At 43.8% G+C, this 15,744-nt stretch carries 17 protein-coding genes; 16 read left to right on the top strand and 1 reads right to left on the bottom strand.

The window, feature by feature from the left end; all coding sequences use genetic code 11:
- The first annotated feature begins 9 nt into the window (after positions 1-9).
- The 13 genes from ACZ449_RS05000 (at position 10) to ACZ449_RS05060 (ending at position 12,532) form a co-directional block, all read left to right on the top strand.
- Positions 10-570 (top strand): PilW family protein, encoded by a 561-nt coding sequence (locus tag ACZ449_RS05000; RefSeq protein ID WP_464259963.1) that lies wholly within the window; start codon positions 10-12, stop codon positions 568-570.
- 5 nt (positions 571-575) lie between these two features.
- A complete protein-coding gene (locus ACZ449_RS05005) occupies positions 576-977 on the top strand; it encodes a pilus assembly PilX family protein (RefSeq protein ID WP_464259964.1) in 402 nt (133 codons plus the stop codon).
- A gap of 12 nt (positions 978-989) precedes the next feature.
- On the top strand, positions 990-1,262 hold the full coding sequence (locus tag ACZ449_RS05010) for a late competence development ComFB family protein (protein ID WP_464259965.1): 273 nt from the start codon (positions 990-992) through the stop codon (positions 1,260-1,262).
- Positions 1,249-2,346 carry a type IV pilus assembly protein PilM gene (gene pilM, locus ACZ449_RS05015; RefSeq protein ID WP_464259966.1) on the top strand — a complete coding sequence of 366 codons (1,098 nt, stop codon included), beginning with the start codon at positions 1,249-1,251 and terminating at the stop codon, positions 2,344-2,346. The genes ACZ449_RS05010 and pilM overlap by 14 nt, the downstream gene beginning before the upstream one ends.
- Positions 2,343-2,873, top strand: a complete 531-nt coding sequence (locus ACZ449_RS05020; RefSeq protein WP_464259967.1) for a PilN domain-containing protein — start codon at positions 2,343-2,345, stop codon at positions 2,871-2,873. Before pilM ends, ACZ449_RS05020 begins: the two co-directional genes overlap by 4 nt.
- A 5-nt stretch (positions 2,874-2,878) precedes the next feature.
- The gene (locus tag ACZ449_RS05025; RefSeq protein ID WP_464259968.1) at positions 2,879-3,493 is read left to right on the top strand and encodes a type IV pilus inner membrane component PilO; all 615 of its coding nucleotides are present in this window, start codon (positions 2,879-2,881) and stop codon (positions 3,491-3,493) included.
- Positions 3,494-3,516: 23 nt separating this feature from the next.
- Positions 3,517-4,590, top strand: a complete 1,074-nt coding sequence (locus ACZ449_RS05030) for a chorismate synthase (RefSeq protein WP_464259969.1) — start codon at positions 3,517-3,519, stop codon at positions 4,588-4,590.
- 35 nt (positions 4,591-4,625) lie between these two features.
- The gene (locus tag ACZ449_RS05035) at positions 4,626-5,132 is read left to right on the top strand and encodes a hypothetical protein (RefSeq protein ID WP_464259970.1); all 507 of its coding nucleotides are present in this window, start codon (positions 4,626-4,628) and stop codon (positions 5,130-5,132) included.
- 5 nt (positions 5,133-5,137) lie between these two features.
- Positions 5,138-6,463, top strand: a complete 1,326-nt coding sequence (locus tag ACZ449_RS05040) for a type II secretion system protein GspD (RefSeq protein ID WP_464259971.1) — start codon at positions 5,138-5,140, stop codon at positions 6,461-6,463.
- A gap of 28 nt (positions 6,464-6,491) precedes the next feature.
- Positions 6,492-7,019 carry a shikimate kinase gene (locus ACZ449_RS05045; RefSeq protein WP_464259972.1) on the top strand — a complete coding sequence of 176 codons (528 nt, stop codon included), beginning with the start codon at positions 6,492-6,494 and terminating at the stop codon, positions 7,017-7,019.
- Positions 7,006-8,088 (top strand): 3-dehydroquinate synthase, encoded by a 1,083-nt coding sequence (gene aroB / locus ACZ449_RS05050; RefSeq protein ID WP_464259973.1) that lies wholly within the window; start codon positions 7,006-7,008, stop codon positions 8,086-8,088. The genes ACZ449_RS05045 and aroB overlap by 14 nt, the downstream gene beginning before the upstream one ends.
- A gap of 214 nt (positions 8,089-8,302) precedes the next feature.
- Positions 8,303-9,436 carry an efflux RND transporter periplasmic adaptor subunit gene (locus tag ACZ449_RS05055; RefSeq protein ID WP_464259974.1) on the top strand — a complete coding sequence of 378 codons (1,134 nt, stop codon included), beginning with the start codon at positions 8,303-8,305 and terminating at the stop codon, positions 9,434-9,436.
- Positions 9,437-12,532, top strand: coding sequence for an efflux RND transporter permease subunit (locus tag ACZ449_RS05060; protein WP_464259975.1), 3,096 nt, complete (start codon positions 9,437-9,439; stop codon positions 12,530-12,532).
- Positions 12,533-12,547: 15 nt separating this feature from the next.
- Here ACZ449_RS05060 and ACZ449_RS05065 read toward each other — a convergent pair whose 3' ends face one another.
- Positions 12,548-12,736, bottom strand: a complete 189-nt coding sequence (locus ACZ449_RS05065) for a CC/Se motif family (seleno)protein (RefSeq protein ID WP_464261813.1) — start codon at positions 12,734-12,736, stop codon at positions 12,548-12,550.
- 260 nt (positions 12,737-12,996) lie between these two features.
- On the opposite strand from ACZ449_RS05065, the gene ACZ449_RS05070 reads away from it, so the two are divergent.
- From ACZ449_RS05070 to larC, 3 genes are all read left to right on the top strand, one after another.
- Complete coding sequence (locus ACZ449_RS05070; protein WP_464259976.1) at positions 12,997-13,455, top strand: hypothetical protein; 459 nt, start codon at positions 12,997-12,999, stop codon at positions 13,453-13,455.
- A gap of 192 nt (positions 13,456-13,647) precedes the next feature.
- Positions 13,648-14,400, top strand: a complete 753-nt coding sequence (gene larB / locus ACZ449_RS05075) for a nickel pincer cofactor biosynthesis protein LarB (RefSeq protein WP_464261814.1) — start codon at positions 13,648-13,650, stop codon at positions 14,398-14,400.
- An 8-nt stretch (positions 14,401-14,408) separates the two neighbouring features.
- Positions 14,409-15,617: a nickel pincer cofactor biosynthesis protein LarC gene (gene larC, locus ACZ449_RS05080; RefSeq protein ID WP_464259977.1), complete on the top strand. Its 1,209-nt coding sequence runs from the start codon at positions 14,409-14,411 to the stop codon at positions 15,615-15,617.
- Positions 15,618-15,744 lie beyond the last annotated feature (127 nt).

Here is a 15,744-nt window from a genome sequence, read left to right on the forward strand (position 1 = left end):
GGCATAGTTATGCAAAGATATATGTTTGAGCAAAGAGGTATACTGCTTGTTGAGGTAATTGTAGGAATGAGTATTATTGTGATATTGCTTTCTGGCATGGCACTTATGATTCCGCCTGCTGTTAAAGCCTGGCAGTTGGGCCGTTCGCAAGCTGAAATCCAGCAGACAGCTCGACTGGCGATTGAGCGAATGTCCCAGCATGTGCGCTATGCTAGCAGTGTATCCTTGAGTGATGCCGGTGAAACACTTGTGATAAAGGATGGCGATGGTTGGAATATCAAATTTAGCATTAGTCCTATTACCAAGGCACTGTGTATCAGTGTAAATGGCGGTGCGGCGGATCCAATTGCAGGCAATGGAACTGGTGGCGCAGAAGGAACAATCATAGTTGGGGAAAATCCAGACAATAAAAAACAATTTGATGTTCAGGATATACCAATGCGGGATAAAGACGGCAACCTGGTATATGTAAAACTAGTTACTAGTATGATTACTATTAAGGACAAACAGACAGATGCTGCTTATACTATGCAGGCAGCGATAATAGCGTCTAACACCTCGCGGCGGTGAAACCGATGCAAGGTGGTTTGAATAGCTGTAGAAATCAAAGTGGGTCAGCCAGTCTAGTAGCCCTTGTTACTATGCTAGTTTTAGGCGTTTTAGGGAACTACTTTATTAGTATGAGCAGTACTGAAGTGAATATGGCGGCAAATTATCGTGATGGTATAGCGGCTCAGTACTTGGCAGAAGCAGGAGCACGCCATGCTATTGTCGAATTATCTAAAAACCCTAACTGGAAGCCTATCAATCCATATAAGGAAGGCAATGGGGAATATCGGTTGACAATTATTGCAGGTACTCCATCTACTCTAACTCTTATAGAAGCACAAGGTGCTGTCAATCATTCTGTTCGCAAGGTGGTAGTAAAAGCTACTATTGTTCCGACAATAAGTATTGTTTTTTGGAACTATCATTAGGGAGGTATCATTATGCAGGTTAAAAATTATATGGAAGATTTAGTTTTTCAGAGTCTTACTGAGGTGCTGGATAGCCATAGAAATATTTGTACTTGTGAAAAATGTCGTTATGACATTGCCGCACTTGCACTTAATTTTTTGCCACCCCGGTACGTTGTGACCACTCAGGGCGAAACCTTTACTAGAATAAAATCATTGGAGCAACAATTTAATATTGATATCGTTACAGCCATTAGCCATGCTGTTCTGATTGTGGCTAGTAAGCCACATCATGATGCCAAATAAGTTTGTTACTATTAAAAGCAAGCTGGCTAACTGGTTAATCAAACAACCAGTTAGTGCTGTCGGCATTGATATTGGTTCAAGTTATGTCAAAGCAGCGGAAGTTGCATTTGGTCATGGCAAAACCGAACTGCGAGCGGTAGGTTTGATTGATTTGCCTGAGAACATTGTTGAAGAGGGATATATTACGAATGCGCCAGCCCTTACAGAGATTATTCGACAGTTGATTATCAATAGCGGTATTGCCTCTCGCGAGGTCGTTGTTGCCGTCAGCGGCCGTTCGGTATTCGTTAGGGAGGTCATACTCCCCTTAATGAAGCAGGAAGAACTCAAAGAAGCTATAAAATGGGATATGGAGAAATATGTTCCTTATGAGCCAGGCAGTTATTATTATGATTTTGCAGTAGTTGGGCCAGGAAACAATGAACTTGAGATAAAAGTGTTGCTGGTGGCCGCTCTTCACGAGTTGGTAAATACCCTTGTCAATGTTGTCAAACAGGCTGATTGTAAGCCGATTGCTATTGATATTGAACCATTGGCTATATACCGTACACTGCGTGATGCGGATAACGCTATGATCATTGATATTGGTACCCATGTATCACAGTTAATGCTGTTTCAGGGAGCTTCGCCAGCCGTCAGTCGGTCTATTCCCATTGGCGGGTGCAGTTTTACTGAGGTAATTATGCGAACGCTTGGACTCGACTATTCTGAGGCGGAACGTTTGAAATATTGTCAAACTTGTCAATTAAAACATCCTGACTTTGAAGGGCAACTGCCTATTGTGCATCAACAACTTGCTTTGCTTGTAGACGAGCTGGCTCGCGAAGTGCAGCGCACGGTTGAATATTACCAGGTTCAAAACAGAGAGGTAGTCATTGATCGGCTTTATCTTACCGGGGGTGGAGCCAAACTTGCTAACTTACCGCAATATATTGCGGCAAAGCTGGGCGGGGTGCAAGTTTTTTTGCATAATCCGTTAACTGCTGTACTGTCATCCACAGGTCTTGATGAGCACTATTTACAGGACATGGCCTTGCAGTTTGCTATGTCAATTGGTTTGGCTATCCGCGGATGTAAGCCATGATAACCATTAATTTGCTGCCACTAGCAGAGCGGTTGCCAAAGTGGTCATTCCAAAGAATTGTTTTGCTATGTGGTGTAACGCTGTTTGGGTTATATGGCAGTATTTTTGCCTATAATTGCTATACTATTTGGTCCCTGGAAAAAGATATTGAGGCAACGCATCAACAATATAGCCTGTTGCGTCCTACTCAGGACAATATGCAACTGGCTGTTAGCAAACAGCTGGCTATTGATAAAAAGAAGAAGACCTTAGTTGCCATTACTGGTGAACGTAAGGCGGGGTATGCTATGATTAGCCATTTTGGCATAATTACACCGCCGCAGATATGGCTTACAGAACTTGCCGCCAGTGATAAAAACAGTATCTTAGTCAAAGGTAATGCCATGACGTACCCTGATTTGGCTAACTATCTTGATAGCCTGGAGAATGATAAACTAGTAACAGAACCGGTACTCATTAAAGCAGAGCAAGACAGTGAATTTAACTATACGAAATTTGAGATGACTGTAAAGCTCAAGGGGATATAGGGCGAATGGATTGGCGGGTTAAATTACAAATAAAATGTAAGGCACTAACCCAGTATAAGTTATGGTTGCTGGGGGGGAGCGCACTGCTTTTTACTTTGCTTTTTTATATTGGGATAGTTGTCCCGCAGCGTACAACTATGACCACGCTTGCTGCTAGGCACCAAATAGAACAGCAGAGGCTAAAAGTCATTGAAACCTATGCCAAACAGCATCCAGATTCCAGTGCACATTTAAAAGAACTTGACCTTAAACTGACGCAATTGGATGCTAAATTACCAAACCAGTTGGAAATTGGTGAATTTATCAAAGAAATCGAACAGGTATCCAAGCTAAAAGATATGAAGCTTGTTGAGATTAAACCGCTTGCTGCTGTTAATAAAGCAAGCTATCGGGAAATCTCCATCGAAATTTTTCTGCGAGGTTCCTTTGCTAATCTGTTGGAATTTGTTAAGTCCATTGAAAGCAACCAAAGATTTACTACTATTAGTCATACAAATATCCAGGCTAAACAGGGAATGCTGGATGTCAAACTCACTATGAATATCTACAGCTTTGGTGTAGCTGAGGAAAATGCAGAAACAAAGCAACCAAAAAATTCAGCTTCACCAGCTAAAAAATAAATCTCTCGAAAGAGGTGTAATATATGTTTAGATTTCTTACAGCTGGCGAGTCCCACGGACCGGCGCTTACCGCTATTATTGAAGGTATTCCAGCAGGCTTGTCATTAAATTTGGATCAAATTAATGAGGAAATGGCGCGCAGACAGCAGGGGTTCGGCCGCGGCGGGCGCATGAAGATTGAAAAAGACAAAGCTGAAATAACTTCGGGGGTACGGTTTGGCAGTACATTAGGTAGTCCGTTGACAATGGTTATATCGAATCGTGACTGGGAGAATTGGCAGGATCGAATGGCGGTATTTGGGCTGATGCAAGGGGAAAAGATAACAACTCCCCGACCTGGGCACGCTGATTTACCTGGTGTTTTAAAATATCAGCGTCAAGATATCCGAGACATTTTGGAGCGGGCCAGTGCTCGTGAAACTGCAGCCCGTGTGGCGGTGGGTGCGATTGCCAAGCAGCTTTTGGCTGTGGTTGGTATCACTATAACCTCACGTGTTTTAAACATTGGCGGTGCGCAAACTGAGGAAGAAATGATAGATGCGATTGCCAAGGCGAAGACGTCAGGCGATTCCCTAGGAGGCATCTTTGAGGTTGTGACTGACCATGTTATGCCAGGTGTAGGCAGTCATGTGCAGTGGGATCGGCGCCTGGATACCCGCGTGGCGGCTGCGGTTATGTCGATCCAAGCCATCAAAGGGGTTGAATTTGGGGCTGGGTTTGCCTATGCCAATTTGCCAGGAAGTCAGGCGCATGATGAAATATATTATGATAGCCAGCAAGGCTATCATCGCCGTACCAATAATGCCGGCGGTATTGAAGGTGGCATTAGTAATGGTGAGCCAATTATTCTTAAAGCCGTCATGAAGGCCATTCCGACCTTAATGAAGCCGCTTGCTACTGTAGATATAGCTGATAAAACAGCAAAAAAAGCCAATACAGAGCGCAGTGATGTGTGTGCTGTTCATGCGGCAGCCGTTGTGGCTGAAGCTATGGTGGCAATTGTTCTAGCCCAGTCTCTATTGGAGAAATTTGGTGGTGACAGCATTGAGGACATGCGGCAGGCAATTAATAACTATAAAATACGAATTAACGAGTGAATAACCGCGGTCTTTCTAAAGAAAGGAGTATTGTGGTGAGGCTTAATCTCCGGCAACATAGTACTCGGTTACTCATTAGCGGTTGCCTAATAGTAGCGGTAGTAGGTTATTTTTTCTGGTCGCCGGGGCTGGCCGCGTTTTCAGGTAGTGTTCCAGACAACTCTCAACACAGTATTATTTCACAAGAAGTGGCTCAGCCAGTAATGGATTATCCGGCACCACCAGTGATGCGTGACCCGTTTGCTGTTCCTAAAGAATTCCAACCAGTGACGTCTGTTCCTGCTTCATCGCCACCGGCAAGGAATTACACTAGTGTTTTGAGTACTGTTTCGCCCCAGACTGCAATGCCGGAAATCACGGTTGAGCTTGTTGGGATAGTGACTGGTGGCGGGCAAAGGGTTGCAATAATAAAAAAGGCTGGTGATAGCCGTTCTTATCAGATTAAAGAGTATATAGGGCCGTATCAGTTACTAGCAATTGGGGAAAGTTCGGTTACGTTATGGGGAACGCAAGGTGAAAAAGTGTTGACAGTAGAAAGGTGAAAGCAATGCGTTGTCTGAACAAAGCGATGCTGTTAGCGTTGTGGCTCTGTTTTTGCTCCGTAACAGGTGTTTTAGCAGCTAATCCTCAAGTGAATATAAATGTGACTAACGGCGAAGTACGGGATGTCCTTACTGCGCTTGCAACTGTTGGTAAGGTAAATATGGTACTGGATGATTCGGTCAAGGGCACGATTACGATTCAGCTTACGAATATTCCGTATGATTCAGCCCTCGATTTAGTCTGTAAAACAAAGGGTCTTACCTACCAATTAGTCGACAATGTTATGGTTGTAGGGGTTGCTGAGCAAATCGGCAGAGGATTTGGTTCGGTACATATATTTAAGTTGAAATTTATCAATCCGGATTCTGTTAAAGATACAATTAGCTCTATTTTATTTGGAGAGAAAAAAGGCGAAAAGGCAACAAAAACTGAGGGAAGCAGTGTTAGCGCACAAAAAAGTAGTACAACTAGTGCGGCAGCAGTTTCTGGTGAAACATCCAATGAAAAATCAACAGAGTTAGACCGCCTGACGATTGATTATGCAACAAATTCATTGGTTCTGTTTGGTACTAAGTCGGAGGCGGATAAAATCCAAAATCTATTGGATGAACTAGATATACCTTACCAGCAGGTATCGTTGGAAGCTGAAGTATTGGCCATTAGTAAAGATAAAATAAAAAATCTGGGGATTGAATGGGCGTGGGAGGCAACCCCGCAATATTCAGAGCAAACTATAGACGAAAATGGAAATATTTCAGCCAATCGTACTAATAACAAGGGTGTAATTCAATTTGGGCGTAATCCTGAAGGGAATCCGTATGAGTTTTATTACCAGGCAACCATTAATGCGCTGGTAAGTAATGGTGATGCTAAGATTCTTGCCAAACCTAAAGTTGCCACGGTCAACGGAAAAAAGGCCCAGATACTTATTGGTGACCGTATTCCCGTACAGGTTCAAACTCTGACTAATGGTACAACAACAACCAGTACCGAGTATGTAGATGCTGGGATTAAATTGATTTATACGCCACGGATTAACACTGACGGACTAATAACAGTAGATGTGCGGACCGAAGTTAGCAGTGCAACCTTGGTGTCTGATATTAAACAATATAAGATTACTACCCGGCAGGTTGAGACCACTGTACGGCTAAAAGATGGCGAAACCATGGTAATCGGTGGTTTAATTGGATCTACAGACAGTGAAGCTAAAAAGGCAGTACCCTTCTTTAGTGATTTACCAATCATCGGGGCTTTATTTAAAAATTTTAACAAATCCCATAGCGATACAGAAGTAGTGATTTTTCTTACCCCGCGTATTGTAAAATAGCTATGCTTTACTATTTTGGGAGGAACAAGTGAAAAACATAGTCTTAATAGGTTTTATGGGTACTGGCAAGACCAGCACCGGGCGCTTATTAGCAGGACGGCTTAACCGCCCCTTTATTGATGTTGACAAAAAAATTGAGCAAGAAACAGAGCTGGCTATTAGTGACATTTTCCAGCTTTATGGTGAAGACTATTTCCGGCAGATAGAACGGGAAATCATTTCACGCGTAGCCCGTTACACCAATACGGTTGTTGCTACTGGTGGTGGCGTGGTGCTCAAACAGGAAAATATGGTTAGGCTTAAGAATAACGGTGTTATTGTTTCGCTTACTGCTTCTCTGGACACTATTCTTGAGAGAACAGCGCGGCGTGGTGTTCGGCCATTGTTAGATTGCGAAGATAGAGCGGAACGGGTAGCTAAACTTTTTCAGGATAGGGCCAGTCTTTACATGAAGGCCGACTATACCATAGACACCAGTTGTATGTCACCACAGCAGGTGACAGAAAGAATTATCGTGTTGCTTAGAGAAGGGGGGCATTTGCGTGGCCGAAGTTAACGTTAAGCTGGATGCACATAGCTATACTATTCATATTATTCCCGATGGTATTAGCCAGGTAGGTGAGCTGATGCGTAAACTCGCATTAGGAAATAAAGTTCTTATTGTGACAGATGAAAATGTCTGTCCACTTTATGCGGAGAAATTGTCTAGTGGTCTGGTGGCAGCAGGTTTTGAGCCTGCTGTTTTAGCTGTACCGCCTGGTGAAGGTTCAAAGTCACTTGCTACAGCAAATGTTGTATTTACAGAGGCTATTACCAAGAGGCTTGACCGTAAGTCCGCTATTATTGCATTAGGCGGCGGTGTTGTTGGTGACTTGGCGGGTTTTGTGGCTGCCAATTATTTGCGCGGTGTGCCTTTTATTCAAGTGCCGACAACATTACTGGCGCAGGTGGACTCAAGTGTTGGTGGTAAAACAGCCGTTAACCATGAGCTTGGGAAAAATTTAATTGGTGCTTTCTACCAGCCCCATATGGTAGTTATTGATCCACAGGCCTTAGACACTCTCAATGATCGGGAATTGAAGGCTGGTTTGGCTGAGGTCGTTAAGTATGGCGTTATTGCTGATAGCGATTTTTTTACTTTCTTACAAGACAATGCTGCCGCGCTACTGGCACGTGACCCGGCGGTACTTACAACTGTTATTGGCAAGTGCTGTAAGCTTAAAGCCGACATTGTTGCTCAAGATGAGCGCGAAAGCGCGCTGCGTATGATCTTGAATTTTGGACACACGATCGGACATGCTATTGAGGCTGAGGGTGGTTATTCTGAATATAATCACGGTGAAGGGGTTGCTATTGGTATGCATGCGGCCGCGTTGATCAGTCAACGAGTCGGACTGTGCGAACAAAGTCATGTGGATACTTTGAAAAAGCTGCTTAACCGGCTGGACCTGCCACTTACAGCACCAAGTTATCATCCAGAGAAGCTGGTAAGTTATTTGGTCAGAGATAAAAAAGTGCTTAATGGCAAGGTTAATTGGGTGTTGATGTCCCGAATTGGTCACGTAGAAATAACCCATGAGGTTACGGAGGCCACTATTGAGGCTGTATTAGAGCAGGTTACATAATTATCAACCACCATAAGAAGTGAGATTGCTTCGCTGTACATCCTCGCAATGACTATATTGGGGTAATATAGCCATTGTGGGTTTTGCGGAGTAATCTCATTTTTGTATTTTCCTAGTTGTAATTGTAAAATTTTAATTTACTTTATAAAGGCAGGAGAGAGTGGGGGCTTGTCGAATAGAAAGTGGGTATCAAAAAAATTGGAGGAATGAGCAGGTGGCAAGCAGGAAGCAAAAAGCAATTATCATTGTATCTGTTATTGCATTAGTCTTGGCTGGAATTGTCGGCTACCGGATTTATAGCACTACACAAGCAAATAAAGAACGGGCAGCGCGGGCATCCCAGGGGCAGGTGGTGGCTGTTGAAGTAGCGGCTATAACCAGACGGGATATTACCCCGGTGTTAACCTTTTCTTCCAGTCTTGAGCCCGTATGGAGTGCGGACATTTCCAGCAAAGTGGATGCACGTATCGATAGGCTCACTGTTGATGAAGGCGATACCGTTTCCGACGGTATGACAATAGCCATCCTTGATATGGGGGAACTTTCGGCTCAGGTAGTTCAGGCTGAGGGACTTTTATTTCAGGCCAAAGCCAATCTTGAGCAGTCGGAGCTTGATTTAAGGCGAATGGAGACGCTTGCTCAGCAGGGAGCCATCTCAGCGCAAACACTTGATTCGGCTAGGACTAAGCGGGAGTGGGATGTTGGTCAGGTTCGCGCGGCTGAGGGGACGTTAGCCTTAAATGCTAGCAAACTTTCAGGTGCTAATGTAAACTCGCCGCGGAGCGGGGTAGTTGTTAAGCGCTATTTGCAATCAGGTTACTATGCTAAAGCAGGTACGGCCATTGTTAGTGTTGCTGATATTAGTACACTTTTAGCCAAGGCCACCGTAGGCGAGGCCGAGATTGCGCAGCTGACGCTGGGAACATCTGTTAAAGTAAGGGTCGATGCTTTAGGAGGGCAGGAGTTTATTGGTACCATTACCCGTCTTTCGCCGGTAGCGGCTATGCCTTCGCGGACATTTATTGCAGAAATATCGATTCCTAATCCGCAAAGTATTTTGAAGGCAGGTATGTTTGCTAAGGTTGAAGCTCCTATTCAGATCCATGCCCAGGCGTTGGTGGTGCCGGAAATAGCGCTGGTAATGAAGGAAGATATTAAGACAGTTTTTGTACTTACGGCTGACAACAAAGTGCAGCAGCGTGCGCTTAAGCTGGGATCTGTTGTCGGTGGCTGGGCTGAGGTGCTTGACGGTGTTAAAGACGGTGAGCAAATCGTTATTGCCGGTCAAAATAAAGTGAGGGACGGTTCAACAGTCAGACTGGAAGCTCCAGGGGAGGCTGCCAAGTAGATGATTGATGTTTTTATAAAGCGTCCGGTATTTACTACCATGCTGGTTATGTTGCTGGTGGTATTCGGTCTTAACTCGTATCCGAGTCTCGGCGTTGATCTTAATCCTGATGTGGACTTTCCCATCGTCTTAGTAAGCGTTACTTATACAGGCGCTTCACCAGAAGAGATGGAAAGCCTTATTACTAAGCCAATTGAAGATGCGGTAAGTTCAGTTGCGGGTATTAAGACGCTATCTTCTGTGTCGCGAGAAGGGGTATCTCAGACGACCATTGAGTTTGAACTAGGAACAAACGCCAAGATGGTAGCCAATGATGTGCGAGAGAAGGTCGCCGGTGTCCGGAGGCGCTTGCCAGATGAAATTGATGAACCAGTAGTACAGCGGTATGACATTACAGCACAGTCTATTCTCAGTCTTAGTTTATCCTCAGAGACGAGGACTCGGGGAGAAATCCGGAAAATTGCTGAAGATATTGTTAAAGATCAGCTCCAACAGGTTGAGGGTGTGGCTGAGGTCAGTATTTACGGGGCTGCCCTACGCGAGATACAGATATTGGCTGATCCTCGTAAGCTTGAGGCGTATGGGATTTCGTTACAGCAATTAGTTGATGCTGTCAACAATAACAATGTCAATACGCCTGGTGGGCATGTTAAGGAACAGGGTATTGAGCTAACTGTTAGAACTCTCGGTAAATATAAAAGTGTTGATGATATTAAAAGCATTGTTGTTCTCAACCAGCAAGGACGTTTGGTGCGTCTGCAGGATGTAGCCAGTGTAACAGATACCTGGGCAGAAGAACGAACCTATGCGGCAACCAACGGTGTACCAAGTGTAATTATTACCATTCAGAAGCAGTCAGGTACCAACACGGTGGGGGTAGCTGAAAAAGTAAAACAGTCGATGCAGCATTTAGAGCAGAATGTGTTGCCGCCAGATATGAAAGTGACAACAGTACGGGACAACTCTGTCTACATTAGGGATAGTGTTGATGATGTCATGGTATCTATGGTGTTTGGTGGTTTATTGGCTGTGGCTATTACATTCCTGTTCTTACGCAACATGCGAGCAACTATGATTGGTGCCATTGCCATTCCTACTTCGATCATATCCACCTTCTTTTTGATGAAGATCATGAATTTTACGCTTAACAATATGTCGCTGATGGGGCTTAGCCTGGCAGTCGGGATTCTTATTGATGATGCTATCGTTATTGTTGAAAATATTTTCCGCCACATGGAGCAAGGTAAAAGTCCCGTAGTGGCAGCGCGAGAAGGTACGAAAGAGATTTCTCTGGCTGTTTTGGCGACAACTTTCTCGATTCTCGCGGTGTTCGTGCCTGTAGGTAACATGGGTGAGATTATTGGTCAGTTTTTTAAACAGTTTGGCTTAACAATAGCTTTTGCCGTAGCCTTTTCTCTATTTGTAGCCTTTACGCTTACGCCGATGTTGTCCGCTTATTGGTTAGAAACTGGTCATGCTGGACAAGGTCGCCGTATACAATGGCTTGAATCGATACTAGATAAGTGGGAACAAGGTTTTGAAACTCTCCGGAGCTACTATCGGGAAGTGCTGTATTGGGCGTTACTGCGCCCCAAAAAGCTGGTAGCACTGGCTATCCTATCGCTGCTGCTTAATGCGTTATTACTACCTTTCTTAGGATCCGAGTTTCAGCCTACCTATGACTCAGGTGAATTTAGTATCAATCTGATAGCGCCATCAGGAACGTCTATTGAACGTAGTAAAGAATTAGTGGCCCAGGTCGAGAAAGAGATTATGGCTATACCTGAATTGGAATCAGCCTACCTGGTTGTTGGTACTAATCGTCAGGTGTATCGATCCATGATTGGCATACGTTTGATAGATTCGGGTAAGCGTTCTCGTTCCATGATGCAAATTATGGATGCACTTCGAATTAAATTTCGTAATGTTAACGGGCTAAAAGTCAACGTGTCGTCAGGTCAAGGTATGGGGAAAGGCGATTCCCGTCCTGTGCAAATAGCACTACGCGGGCCAGAGTTAGATACGCTGAATATGTATGCCAATTCCTTAGCTGAAAAAATAAAACAAATTCCGGGAACCACAGATGTGGACATATCCAGTGAGCAATCTGAACCAGAGGTGCAGGTGAAATTTGATCCAGCCCGGTTAGGTGATGTTGGTCTAGATGCTACCGTTGTCGGTAATGCTGTGCAAACGGCTTTTTTGGGTGATACTGCTAAAAACCAATATAATGTAGCTGATAGCGACTACGATATCCGTGTGCAAATGCAGCAGGGATATCGGTTGAGTCTGGAAGACGTGGCTAATCTCCGCATTAGTGGCAAAAATGGCTTCGTTCGGCTGGGCGATATTGCTGAAGTTAAATTATCTTCCGGTCCGACGCAGATTGATCGTGAAGACCGTCAGCGTCAGGTAATTGTGTATGCCAACGCAGTAGGCGTTTCACCAGGTGAAGTAATTGCCAAGGTCAAAGAGTTAATTCCGGGGCTTAATTTGCCTATGGGTTATAATCATAAGTTGGTAGGCCAAGCGCAGACAATGGAAAATTCTTTTAAAGAGATTGCTAAAGCTCTGGTACTGGCGATTATTCTTATTTATATGGTATTAGCGGCTGAGTTCGAAAGTTTTGTGCATCCACTGACGATTATGTTATCATTACCATTTTCCTTGATTGGAGCAATACTTGGACTGTTAATTACGGGCAGTACCATAAACATCATGTCGCTAATCGGTGTGATTATGTTGATGGGTCTGGTAACAAAAAATGCTATATTGCTGATTGATTATACTAATCAACTCAGAGGGCAGGGAATGCCTATTGTCGACGCGCTGGTAGAGGCCGGATCAGTACGGTTGCGTCCCATATTAATGACAACCATGGCTATGATTTTGGGTATGGCACCTATTGCGTTGGGCATTGGCGCCGGTGCTGAAATTCGCTCGTCGATGGGTGTAACATTAATTGGAGGTTTAATAACATCAACTTTCCTGACATTGGTCATTATCCCGTTGGTGTATTTACTTGTTGATAAAATACAGAATTATTTTAAACCCATTAAAACAGAAGATATAACAGGAAGAAGCCCTAGCGTATAACGCTAGGGCTTCCCATTATGCTAACGACCAGCCTTGAATGACGAGCTTTTTGAACCAGAAAAAGCTGGTGAGGGTAATCGTCAGTGGTATTTCAGGCAGTTCATTGGGAATATAAACCATGACTTCTTGTATTTCTTCAAGAGTATAGTTGTGAGGGTCATGCGGTTGCCCCAGGCGTACAGCCGGGCTTTCACGTATATCAATTCAGCAGCTAATTACCTGAAAAAGCTCAAGATATACCGGTTTGCCGTGGGACTTAATATATTCCAAGGCTTTGTCAGTTATTGTAAGCATTGCCATAGAAGTGAACCTCCTTCACTATTTTTATACAAATATTCGGTATTAGAGACGGATATCCTTTAAAGCAGGCTTTGCGACGGCTTTGAATTTGATAGTGACATAATATACGGTAACCGAATAGTATACAATGTAATGTTGAGACACGCCGCCTTGGGGGGATGATAGTGTTTAATCGGACAGAAGCGGTGAATAATCTGCTGGCATTAATGAGGTTACAAAATAGTTATATTTGTGAGCTGAACAAGCTAATATATGCTGCTGCTGCTAATATGACGCTAGCTAACAATCCTGAATTCGCCAAGTTTGTTACCCGTTTTTTCGAATTTGCTCATTATCACTATAACAGTGAAGGCTACAGCCAAGCTGCGCAGTTGGTGCAAACCTATCACTATATACTCTTGGAGCGATTACTTGATAGTCAAGTTTTAGTTGCTGCTGAACAAATGGAACTTGCTATTGGTCATCTGGAGTTGGCTGCTCAGGAGATACCGGTTAGGTTTCATCCACAAATAATTTTACTAAATCAGGGGATTCTACTAATGGAAGAAACGCAGCTAAAGATTATTGAGAGTCTGGAAGAGCTTTTAGAAAGTTCTTATCCTGTTCCTCAATTGCAGAATTAGAAAAATCATTTATAAATAACAGGATTTTTACTGTTGCTATGGAATACTTATAAAGACATAATGTTCGTAGAGGACATTATGTCTTTATGCTATTGTCTAACAGAGATTACTTCAGGTGCAATAATGTCGACATTATTGCCATTAAGTCTCAGAGATGTTATTATGCAAAAAGGAAGGTTTCGAGGTGTAGAAATGGATAAGGATTATGTGAGTCGTCTGTTTAAGGAGTTTAAGGCAGGCGATCTGACACTTGATGAAGCTATGGATAAGCTAAAAATACTGCCTTATGAAGATCTGAAATTTGCTAAGCTGGACCATCATCGACTGCTGCGCCAAGGGTTTGCGGAGGTTGTTTTTTGTCAAGGGAAAACAGTTAACCAGGTGCAGGCTATTATTGAGAAGCTGGCTGAGTATAATCATAGTATTTTGGCTACAAGAGCGACCAAACCGATGTATGAAGCGGTAAAGCAAGTTGTGCCTGATGCCCAGTATCATGAATTGGCACGACTTATTACTATTGAACGCCAGAAACCACCAGTAGATAAAGAACGGTTCATTTTGGTTATGAGCGCCGGAACCAGTGATATTCCGGTAGCTGAGGAAGCTGCTGTTACGGCTGAGATGATGGGCAATGAAGTGAAACGGGTGTATGATGTTGGTGTGGCGGGTATCCATCGTTTGCTTGACCAGCACCAGTTGATTGAAAAAGCCAATGTGCTTGTAGTGGTCGCTGGCATGGAAGGTGCTCTGGCCAGTGTTGTCGGTGGTATGGCGGCGAAACCGGTTATTGCCGTGCCAACAAGTATCGGTTATGGCGCAAGTTTCGGCGGCCTGGCGGCGTTGTTAAGTATGCTTAATAGCTGTGCAGCCGGAGTGGCTGTTGTTAATATTGATAATGGTTTTGGGGCAGGCCGAATGGCCAGCATGATTAACCACCAGAGGTGAGTATAACTATGGATATAAAAGGTAATGCGATTTATCTTGATTGTTTTGCTGGTATTAGTGGAAATATGCTGCTGGGGGCCTTGTTGGATGCCGGTGCACCAGAAGCGTTGTTGCGGACTGAGTTGGCCAAACTGCCAGTAACAGGGTATCAGTTGAGCGTGTCGAGGGTTGATAAAGGTGGTATCAGCGCCTGCTATCTGGATGTTCAAGTCGATGAAGCGGTACAGGAACATCGTAATTTGGCTGATATAGTTGCTATTATTGATCATTCAACCCTTACAGCTGCTGTAAAGGAAACCAGTAAAGCTATATTTACCCGATTGGCTCAGGCTGAAGCCAAAGTTCATGGTATGCCGCTTCATGAAATTCATTTTCATGAAGTTGGCGCAGTGGATTCCATTGTTGATATTGTCGGTGCGGCGTGGGCTCTCGATTATCTTACTATTGAGCAAATCTATGCCTCACGTCTTCATGTTGGTAACGGTTTTGTTACCTGTTGTCATGGGCTTATTCCGGTGCCAGCACCGGCTACTGCCGAATTGCTGCATGGTATTCCTTATTATCAGGGTGAGATTGAAAAAGAACTGGTAACGCCTACCGGAGCCGCTATCCTAGCAACACTGGGCAATGGTTTTGGTAAAATGCCAGAAGGTTTTACGAGCAGTAAGATTGGGTATGGTGCCGGTACCTGGAATCTCGCTATTCCAAATGTTTTGCGTCTCTATTTAGGTGAGGCAAGAGACAATAACGCAACTAGCCAAGGTAAGATTGAACCTGATGAACAATGCTTGGTAATTGAGGCCAATATTGATGATCAAAACCCCGAAAACTATGGGTATATAATGGACAAGTTATTTGCGGCTGGTGCATTGGACGTCTGGCTGACCCCAATTATTATGAAGAAAAACCGGCCTGCAACTACATTATCAGTACTGGTTACTTCAAATTGTCAGACCAAGGTAACCGAGATAATCTTGCAGGAAACCACTTCTATTGGTATGCGCTTTTATCCGGTATCAAGAGCGATGGCTGACCGTGAATTTATTGTTATCGGGTTACCTTGGGGAGATGTTAAGGTGAAAATCAGTTCGTACCAGGGAAAAATATGTAATGTAGCGCCTGAATACGAAGATTGCCGAAAAATTGCTGAGAAGTCAGGAATGCCACTTAAGGTGGTCCAGCAGGTTGCATTAAAAGAAGCCCTGTCAGTTTGTTAGCGGTATTGTATGGATAAATTAAGAGAAGTTTTGAAGCTGGATTGTAAGACTTTTAAGCAGATATAACTAATTTAATAGGTTGTTAGCAGGAAAAACTGAAAATATGTGCAATTATAATTGTTAATAT

The organism is Desulfosporomusa polytropa (assembly GCF_055380075.1).